The following is a 7,405-nucleotide window of genomic DNA, read 5'->3' as shown; positions in this document are numbered from 1 at the left end:
CTCCAGTACCGGCCAGGCACCCTCGACGGTTTCATAGTGGGCACCGGCCTGGCTCTCGACGAACCGGCGTCACCCTGACAAGCCGAAGTCAGTAATGGCGTCGACCCGCGACGGCGTGTCCCATCGCGCCGAGGATCCACAGGATGGCTCCGACGACCGCCAGGATGATTCCGATGGTCCACAGGATGGATATCCCGGTGAGGAAGCCGATGACGAGCAGGATGATGCCCAAGACGATCATGGTATCTCCCTTGGGGTAGGGCGGGTCACCTGCGGACTGCGAAAGACCGCAGGGGCGTTGGGCAGGGGAACGGCCGGTCTCTTCCTTTACTCCGCACGGTGGGGCTTGTGGCGGGCGACGTGCAGGCGGACTTCGGTGGGCATGGCAGGGAGGCCGGTGGACCGGCGTGCCGTGCGGAGCGGGCCTTCGCAGAGGGCACCGAGAGTGGCGCCGGGCGCGCCCTCGGGGGTGAGGGTGAGTCCGACGTGGGTGTGGTGGTGGGCGGGTCGGCCGGTGATGCGTACGGTCGCGTCCTCGACCCCCGGCAGGGCACCGGCTTCGGTGGCGATCGCGTCGGCGAGAGCGCGGTCGCGAAGTTCGACGCCCTCCTGCGGGGGTGTGCCGCCGACGGGCAGTGAGCCGGGGCGGCGTCGGCTCAGCTGGGCGAGCAGCCACCACAGGGCGAGCAGGGCGGCGAGGACCAGGGCGGCGATGACCGCGGGCCACCACCACCAGCCCTGGCTGCTCCAGCGGGCCCGGTCGGCCGAGCCGAGCAGGACGTCGGCCGGGACGGTCAGGGGCCAGCCGGCGGGCGGGACCAGATCATGTCCCCGGTAGAGGTCGAACCCGGCGAAGAGGATCAGCAGTCCGCCGCCGAGCAGGGCCAGGCCGGCGCAGGCCAGCAGGCTGCGGTTGAGCGCGGATCGCGGCGTCATGGTGTGAGCTCCGGTGCTGCGGGTTTCGGTCAGTCGGTGCGTCGCCGCAGGCGTACGACGATGCGGGGAGGACGGGCGAGGGCCAGCCGGTCGCGTTCCTCGTCGAGGGCGGCGGTGAGGTCGTCCTTCACCCGCTGGGGATCGCGGAAGCGGACGCCCGCGCGGGCTTTGATGCGGTGGCGGCCTACCAGGACGTGCGCCGAGCCGACTCCGGGGACCCGCATCGCGGCGTCACGCAGCAGGTCGGCGGCTCCGTCGCGGTCCAGGGAGGCCCGCAGCCGGGGGCAGCCGACGGGTGAGCGCAGGGGCAGCCAGTGCCGCAGGCCAGGGGTGAGGGCCAGGACGATCAGCCAGACGCCGACGGCGGCGGCCACGGCGGCTCCCGTGAGCATCCACACGTCGTTCACGGGGCGGGTGGCCAGTTCGTCGGCCAGATGCCGTCGCCAGGCCGCTGCCGGGCGTCCCACTCGTACGGCGATGACGTCGACCAGCGCCGCGACCGCCGCCACGAGGATCACCGAGGCGACCAGCGCGGCCGGGATGCGGCGCGCGGACCACGGCCGGTGGGTCCGGTGCCCGCCCTCGCGCTCACCGGCCGTGCGACCAGGGCCGGACACGTCGCGTCCGGACGGATCGGGCTCCTTCGTCAGCGGCACCGTGGAGCGGTGCGCGGACGGCGCCGAGCCGCGCGCGGGAGGACCGGGGTCGGGTGTCATCGCGCTCCTCCTTCCTGCTCGGCGTGCCCGGCGCCCCGTGGCACGGGGCCGCTCACCGGACCCGCCCCCGGCTCGCTTCGGCGGTGGTCACCAGCCGCCGGACGGTGAGGATGACCTCTCCCACCCGCAAGCCGGTCAGCCGGGCCACCCGTTCGGCGACGTCCTGCTGGATCCGCTCACAGACGTGGGGGATGTCGGTGGGGTAGGGCAGGTCCAGGGCCAGGTGCAGACGCACCGATCCGGTACGGACGGCGGCGGAGGCGCTGGGTGCCGTCGGCCCGCCCCGGTCCGGCGGTACGGCCGCACACCGCGACTGGGCCGTGCGGGCCGCCTGCGTGGCGATACGGGCGACCACCCTGTCCGGGATCACGGTGGCGCCCCGCTCGGCCGGGGGCGGCAGGCCGGCGGCCGGCGCCGGGGGGTCCGACACCTCGCCGGCAAAGCCGGGCCGGGCCTTCACCGCCGCCTCCGTGCCCGGAGGTCGAGGTCGCCCTGCAGGGCGAGTCCGGTGATCAGGCCCGCCGTACCCAGGACCAGAACCAGCAGGAATGCCCAGAAGCCGCCGAAATAACCGGCGAAGCCCAGGGCCATGCCCGCCGCGAGGCCCGTCGTTGCTGCGTTCATCATGCACTCACCCGTCTCGCGCACGTACGTCATCGTGCGCGCGATCTACCGCGCCCTCACCGGGCCCGGCGGTGGATCACCTCACGCGGCCCTCGTCCGGTGCGGCCTCTTCCTCCTCGTCGGGCAGGTGGACGTCGTCGACGGCGATGTTCACCTCGACGACCTCCAGGCCCGTCATCCGCTCCACGGCGCTGATGACATTGGTGCGGACGGCGCCGGCGACGTCGACGATGGAGACGCCGTACTCGACGACGACGTCCAGGTCCACGGCGGCCTGACGCTCGCCGACCTCGACCTTCACTCCTCGCGCGACGCCTCCGCCTCCTCCACCGGGAACGCGTTCCCGCATGGCGCCGAAAGCGCGGGCCATCCCCCCGCCCAGACTGTAGATGCCCGGTACCTCGCGGGCGGCCATGCCCGCGATCTTGGCCACCACCCCGTCCGCGATGGTGGTCTTCCCCCGTGTCTCGGCCGGAGCCCCGGCCCCGGTACGGCCCTTCAGCGCGCTCACGCCCGCATCGGGCCTGCCGCCCCCGCCGACGCTGGTGATGTTCTCCGTCATGGCGGTCGCCTCGATCGGTCGGTCGGACACCGGTGCGGCGCCCGTCGAAGGGTTGGACATATCGGGCGCCACATTCCTCACGCGTGCGGTCTGTGATGTGAGTCACAGAAGCCTGGTGGGTACACGGGTGGTCCGGAGCCTCGTTGCGGGGGCGTCATGATCGAACACGCTGTCCCACCATCGCCGCAACCCGACCTGCTGGGTCGCGGCCTGCCGGACGCGCTGCTGGCCGTACAGGCGGCCGAGGGGGACGAGGACTCTTTCGCCGTCCTCGTCCGGCGGCACGGTTCGCCCCTCCTCGCCCTGGCCCGCTCCATGCTCGGCAGTCCCCAGGACGCCGAGGAGGCCGTTCAGGACGCCTTCGTCAGCGCCTGGCGGCGACTGCCGGAATTCCGGCACAGCGCGGAGTTCGGCACCTGGATGTACCGGATCACCGTCAACCGCTGCCTGACCCTGCGCAGACGCCGGCCGGCGCCCCTGTCACTGGACGCTGTCGCCGAGCCCGCGGCGAAAGACGCCTGGAGCCAGCCCGCCCGGTTCGCCGAGCAGGACGCGGCCACCGCCGCCCTGTCCCGTGCGCTGCGCGAGTTGGACGCCGGGCAGCGGCTCTGCTGGATCCTGCGGGAGGTGCAGGGTCTGTCGTACAAGGAGATCGCCCACGTCACGCGGGCCACTGAGCCGACCGTGCGCGGCAGGCTGTTCAGGGCACGCCGATCCCTGCAGGAGGCGATGGGCCCATGGCGCTAGACGACCCGCATCCGTGGCCCTCAGACCCGCCCGAAGCCGACGGACCCCCGTTCGAGGGCGATGAGGTACTCCCTTGCGGCCGCCTGCTCAGCCGGGTCTGGGAACAGGAGTATGACGCGCTGCCGGCCACGGACCCGCACACCGTCTCCTGTCCATACTGCCGCGAGGCCGTCGAGGCAGTAGCCGCGGTGGACGCGGCCACCCGCGCGCTGCGCGCCGAGCACGCCCCCCGCCTGCACGCTCTCACCGACCACGTCATGAACATCGTCAGGGCGGAGGTACGGCTCGGGCGGCTGCTGCCTCTGGCAGACCCGGACCGGGACCTGCGGATCGCCGAGAGCGCCGCGGCGAAGGTCCTGCGGCGGGCCACGGACACGGTCCCCGGTGCCAGGGCGGCGGGCTGCCGTCTCGCACCCGAGGGGGAGGGCACCGACGTACGGGTGACCATGACCCTGGCCGCCGCTCTCGACCGCCCCCTGCCCGACCGGGTCCACCAGGTACGCCGAGCGGTCCTCCACTCGGCCGGACAGGACCTGGGTCTCGCCGTGTCGGCCGTCGACATCACCGTGGTCGACGTACTGGAGCCGTGGCCGCCCCGCGGTTCCGATCTCGCGACCGGCGGGGGCACGTGATGACCGCCACCGGCACCACCGCGCTCCTCGGCGTCGCGGCCGAGGCGGCCCTCGCGGTCCCTGGCGTGGCCGGCCTGCAACCCCGCCTCGCCCACCGCCTCGCGGCAGCCGCCGCGCCCACCCGGGCGAGCACCGCGCCCCACCGAACGCCGTTCGAGGCCGACGTTCGCGCCGACCGGGCGCCGGACGGTCCCGGATGGCACATCGAGGTGCGCTGCGCCCTGACCGGGGGACGGCGGGCGCTGGACATCGCCCGGAACGTCCACGACCGGGTGGCTGCCGCCGTCATCGCCCACCTCGCCACCCACGGTGCGGCGGAGCCGGTCACCGTCTCAGTCACGGTGACCGGTGTCGCCGCCTGACACGACGCGGCATGAGCAAAGGCGCGGGCACGGACCCCGCGAACCGTCGCTCCGCCGCCTCCTGCGCTGACTGCCGCGACGGGCGACCGGCGCCTCGTGCTCCGTTCAGCCCATAGCCGCAACGGTCCGTCGCCCCCAGACGAGGAGTACCCTGGTGACTACCGAGAGCATTCCGTACACCGGCTTCCACGCTGACGTCGCTCTCGGCGATTCACGACAACCGGGTCGGCCACGGTCGGCCCGGGGTTGGGTCCTTGCCATGACCGCGACTGTTCTGTTGACGCCCGCGGACGAGGACCGGACTCCTTGTTCGTCGCCCCTCCGACTCGTCCTGGCACCCCTCGGAACCGCTCCGGCACTGATCGACGGTGCCTGGTGGCCCCGCTCCCGCGACCTGACGGCGGAGCTTCCGGCACTCATCGCGGTCCTCGACCCACTGTGGGGCCGGATCACCCGGGTAACGGTGAATCCCACGTTCTGGCCCGTCATCCCGCGAAAAGTGCCCGTTCGCGGGCACGTGGTGCACGTCGGCTGGTTCGAGGCCGAGCAAGACCCGCACAAGCTGCTGCTGCTCTCCTACACCGTCGGCCGCTGGGACCTGCTGGTCATACCGCCGGACACAGAACCGGCCACCGCGGCCCGGCTCATGGCCACGGCCACCGACCCGTCGCGGACCCTCACAGCGACCGGCCTGATCCATGAGGCCGAACGTTTCCGGACGGCGGCAGAGGGAGCGGCCGACCGGGGCTCGCTCGGGGAGGCGGTCTGGGACTCCGAAGGCGGACATGCCGCACGTACCCCTGCCGCAGAGGTCATCGAGCACGTGCCCACCCCGGTAGTAGGGATGTGACAGGCAGGGAGACCGTCACCACGGTGGGCATGCTGCGGATGCGGCTGCTCATCCGATTGCTGGCGCATCCCCGAGGTGACCAGCCGACCCTGCCCCTGGAACAGCCGACCCATGCGCCTGGAACGAGGGTTTCTGAACCGGCCGTTCGCCTCTCCGCACGCCAGTACGGCCGTGTACCGAGCGCAGGATGAGCCGCGTGTCCGGTCCTTCGCGCGCCAGGCCCGTCTTCTGATGAACCGAGGTGCAGAACGGCATTGCTGACCAGTCCGCTTAGCAGCAGCAGGACCGCCGACTCCGCACTGTCCTCGGACACCGCCCGTGCCCTCAGGACGGCCTGCGGCCGGCAGCAGGTGCCACGCACGTTCTCCGGGTGGCCGGCGAGCAGCATGCGAGCCTGCTGAGTGTTCCAGGGGCGGGGGCCGTCGGCGGGCTTCCTGCCCGGTGCGGCGTCGGCCGCGTCGACGGATGCCGGTCACGAGTGGGCGAGAAGCCGACTCCGCGTCAGCCCCGTCCAGTCCAGGTTGAGCGTCGGTTCGGACGAAATCACCCGGCTGTGGTCCGGCCATGCCGGTGTGCCGAGATCAGTGGGACGGTCGAGCAATGCCGTCCCGGACGGGGGTCTGACTCATGGGATCTATGACTGAAGCGTCCAGTCACGGGCTTGTCGACTGCCGTTGCGGGATGGAGCCAGCTGTCACCGAGCCACAGGGCGTGTCCCTATAGGGGCCTTGCCGAGTTTCGGGCGCCATCACGGTTCAGACCGCCCAAGCAGGCCGGTGCCATTCCACCCAGCACGTCACGCGCGGGAAAGGCGAACCACCATGACGACCAGACGGCGCAGTACCTCCTGCACCAGCACGGATCCACCTGTTCGCAGTACCTCCTGCACCAGCACTGGTCCACCTGTTCCCGGCGAAGTCGTCCTGGGCGTGGACACGCACGGCGAGGTTCACGTCGCCGCCGTGATCTCCCCGCTGGGGAAGGTCCTGGGCACCGAGTCCTTTCCGGCGACGGCGGCCGGCTACCGACAGTTGCTCGTCTGGGCCCGCAGGCGGGGGACGGTGCGCCGGGCCGGTGTGGAGGGGACCGGTACCTTCGGCGCGGGCCTGTCCCGCTACCTGGTGACCCAGCAGATCCAGGTGTTCGAAGTGAACCGGCCCGACCGGTCGGCCCGCCGGTTGCTCGGCAAGTCGGACCCGCTCGATGCGCAGGCCGCAGCACGAGCCGTGCTCAGCGGTCGCGCCCGAGCCCAGGCCAAATCCGGCGACGGACCCGTGCACAGCGCCCGGATCTACCAACTCGCCGAGGACTCCGCGGTCAAGGCCCGCACCCAGGCGATCAATCAGCTCAAGGCCGTCCTGGTCATCGCCGATCCCGCCCTGCGGGAACGGCTGTCCAGCCTGGGTAACCGCGAGCTGTTCCGCACCTGCGCGCGCCTCGGCCTACCCGGCGGTGAGGGTGACGAGGACGCGGTGACCCAGGCCACCCACCTGACGTTGCGCATGCTCGCCGAGCGCATCGAGCAGCTCACCGGGCAGATCAATGAGTTGAACCAACGCCTGACCCGGCTCGTCGAACTCCACGCCCCGCAGCTGCTCGAACCGGTAGGTATCGGCCCGGACAGCGCCGTCACCTTGCTGATCACCATGGGAGACAACCCCGAGCGGCTGAACACCGAGGCGTCCTTTGCCGCCCTTTGCGAAGTCAGCCCCGTCGAGTACTCCTCCCGCCGTCGGAGCACGCGCCGGCTCAACCACGGCGGCGACCGCCAGGCGAACGCGGCCCTGCACCGCATCGTCTTCACCCGGCTGTGCCACGACCCACGCACCCAGGCGTACTACGAACGCCGCACCCAGGAGGGCAAGACCCGACGTGAGATCATCCGATGCCTCGAACGGTACGCAGCCCGCGAGGCCTTCAACCTCGTCAGACCGCTCTCCCACACCCCCGCGTTACAGGGGCGTCGGTGAGACGTG

The 7,405-nt window shown here is 71.9% G+C and carries 11 protein-coding genes; 5 read left to right on the top strand and 6 right to left on the bottom strand.

What is annotated here, in order from left to right; genetic code table 11:
* Nucleotides 1-88 precede the first annotated feature (88 nt).
* The 6 genes from ABZ719_RS28000 to ABZ719_RS27975 all read right to left on the bottom strand — a co-directional run bounded on the left by ABZ719_RS28000 (nt 89) and on the right by ABZ719_RS27975 (nt 2,838).
* Nucleotides 89-241 (bottom strand): DUF6131 family protein, encoded by a 153-nt coding sequence (locus ABZ719_RS28000; RefSeq protein WP_366727945.1) that lies wholly within the window; start codon nt 239-241, stop codon nt 89-91.
* An 86-nt stretch (nt 242-327) separates the two neighbouring features.
* Nucleotides 328-936 carry an alkaline shock response membrane anchor protein AmaP gene (locus ABZ719_RS27995; protein ID WP_366727944.1) on the bottom strand — a complete coding sequence of 203 codons (609 nt, stop codon included), beginning with the start codon at nt 934-936 and terminating at the stop codon, nt 328-330.
* 29 nt (nt 937-965) lie between these two features.
* The gene (locus ABZ719_RS27990) at nt 966-1,652 is read right to left on the bottom strand and encodes a DUF6286 domain-containing protein (protein ID WP_366727943.1); all 687 of its coding nucleotides are present in this window, start codon (nt 1,650-1,652) and stop codon (nt 966-968) included.
* Nucleotides 1,653-1,704: 52 nt separating this feature from the next.
* On the bottom strand, nt 1,705-2,082 hold the full coding sequence (locus tag ABZ719_RS27985) for an Asp23/Gls24 family envelope stress response protein (protein ID WP_366727942.1): 378 nt from the start codon (nt 2,080-2,082) through the stop codon (nt 1,705-1,707).
* Nucleotides 2,083-2,108: 26 nt separating this feature from the next.
* The gene (locus tag ABZ719_RS27980; RefSeq protein WP_366727941.1) at nt 2,109-2,309 is read right to left on the bottom strand and encodes a hypothetical protein; all 201 of its coding nucleotides are present in this window, start codon (nt 2,307-2,309) and stop codon (nt 2,109-2,111) included.
* A gap of 43 nt (nt 2,310-2,352) precedes the next feature.
* Entirely contained in the window at nt 2,353-2,838 is a 486-nt protein-coding gene (locus ABZ719_RS27975; protein WP_364679120.1) for an Asp23/Gls24 family envelope stress response protein, read from the bottom strand.
* A gap of 156 nt (nt 2,839-2,994) precedes the next feature.
* On the opposite strand from ABZ719_RS27975, the gene ABZ719_RS27970 reads away from it, so the two are divergent.
* The 5 genes from ABZ719_RS27970 to ABZ719_RS27950 all read left to right on the top strand — a co-directional run bounded on the left by ABZ719_RS27970 (nt 2,995) and on the right by ABZ719_RS27950 (nt 7,399).
* Entirely contained in the window at nt 2,995-3,585 is a 591-nt protein-coding gene (locus ABZ719_RS27970; RefSeq protein WP_366727940.1) for an RNA polymerase sigma factor, read from the top strand.
* A complete protein-coding gene (locus ABZ719_RS27965; protein WP_366727939.1) occupies nt 3,576-4,217 on the top strand; it encodes a hypothetical protein in 642 nt (213 codons plus the stop codon). The genes ABZ719_RS27970 and ABZ719_RS27965 overlap by 10 nt, the downstream gene beginning before the upstream one ends.
* Nucleotides 4,217-4,579 (top strand): hypothetical protein, encoded by a 363-nt coding sequence (locus tag ABZ719_RS27960; protein ID WP_366727938.1) that lies wholly within the window; start codon nt 4,217-4,219, stop codon nt 4,577-4,579. Before ABZ719_RS27965 ends, ABZ719_RS27960 begins: the two co-directional genes overlap by 1 nt.
* 259 nt (nt 4,580-4,838) lie before the next feature.
* Nucleotides 4,839-5,429 (top strand): DUF5994 family protein, encoded by a 591-nt coding sequence (locus tag ABZ719_RS27955; RefSeq protein ID WP_366727937.1) that lies wholly within the window; start codon nt 4,839-4,841, stop codon nt 5,427-5,429.
* 929 nt (nt 5,430-6,358) lie between these two features.
* Nucleotides 6,359-7,399: an IS110 family transposase gene (locus ABZ719_RS27950; protein ID WP_366727936.1), complete on the top strand. Its 1,041-nt coding sequence runs from the start codon at nt 6,359-6,361 to the stop codon at nt 7,397-7,399.
* Nucleotides 7,400-7,405 lie beyond the last annotated feature (6 nt).

The organism is Streptomyces sp. NPDC006743, from assembly GCF_040703815.1.
Classification (GTDB): Bacteria; Actinomycetota; Actinomycetes; order Streptomycetales; family Streptomycetaceae; genus Streptomyces.
Note: the sequence above shows the minus strand (reverse complement) of the source record. Positions and strands in the feature narration are given on the sequence as shown.

Bases quoted from the DNA above. Each gene is read 5' to 3' on its own strand.
- ABZ719_RS27995 (WP_366727944.1), bottom strand. From the start codon at position 936: ATGACGCCGCGATCCGCGCTCAACCGCAGCCTGCTGGCCTGCGCCGGC.
- ABZ719_RS27975 (WP_364679120.1), bottom strand. From the start codon at position 2,838: ATGACGGAGAACATCACCAGCGTCGGCGGGGGCGGCAGGCCCGATGCG.
- ABZ719_RS27965 (WP_366727939.1), top strand. From the start codon at position 3,576: ATGGCGCTAGACGACCCGCATCCGTGGCCCTCAGACCCGCCCGAAGCC.
- ABZ719_RS27970 (WP_366727940.1), top strand. From the start codon at position 2,995: ATGATCGAACACGCTGTCCCACCATCGCCGCAACCCGACCTGCTGGGT.
- ABZ719_RS27955 (WP_366727937.1), top strand. From the start codon at position 4,839: ATGACCGCGACTGTTCTGTTGACGCCCGCGGACGAGGACCGGACTCCT.
- ABZ719_RS27980 (WP_366727941.1), bottom strand. From the start codon at position 2,309: ATGACGTACGTGCGCGAGACGGGTGAGTGCATGATGAACGCAGCAACG.
- ABZ719_RS27960 (WP_366727938.1), top strand. From the start codon at position 4,217: ATGACCGCCACCGGCACCACCGCGCTCCTCGGCGTCGCGGCCGAGGCG.
- ABZ719_RS27990 (WP_366727943.1), bottom strand. From the start codon at position 1,652: ATGACACCCGACCCCGGTCCTCCCGCGCGCGGCTCGGCGCCGTCCGCG.
- ABZ719_RS28000 (WP_366727945.1), bottom strand. From the start codon at position 241: ATGATCGTCTTGGGCATCATCCTGCTCGTCATCGGCTTCCTCACCGGG.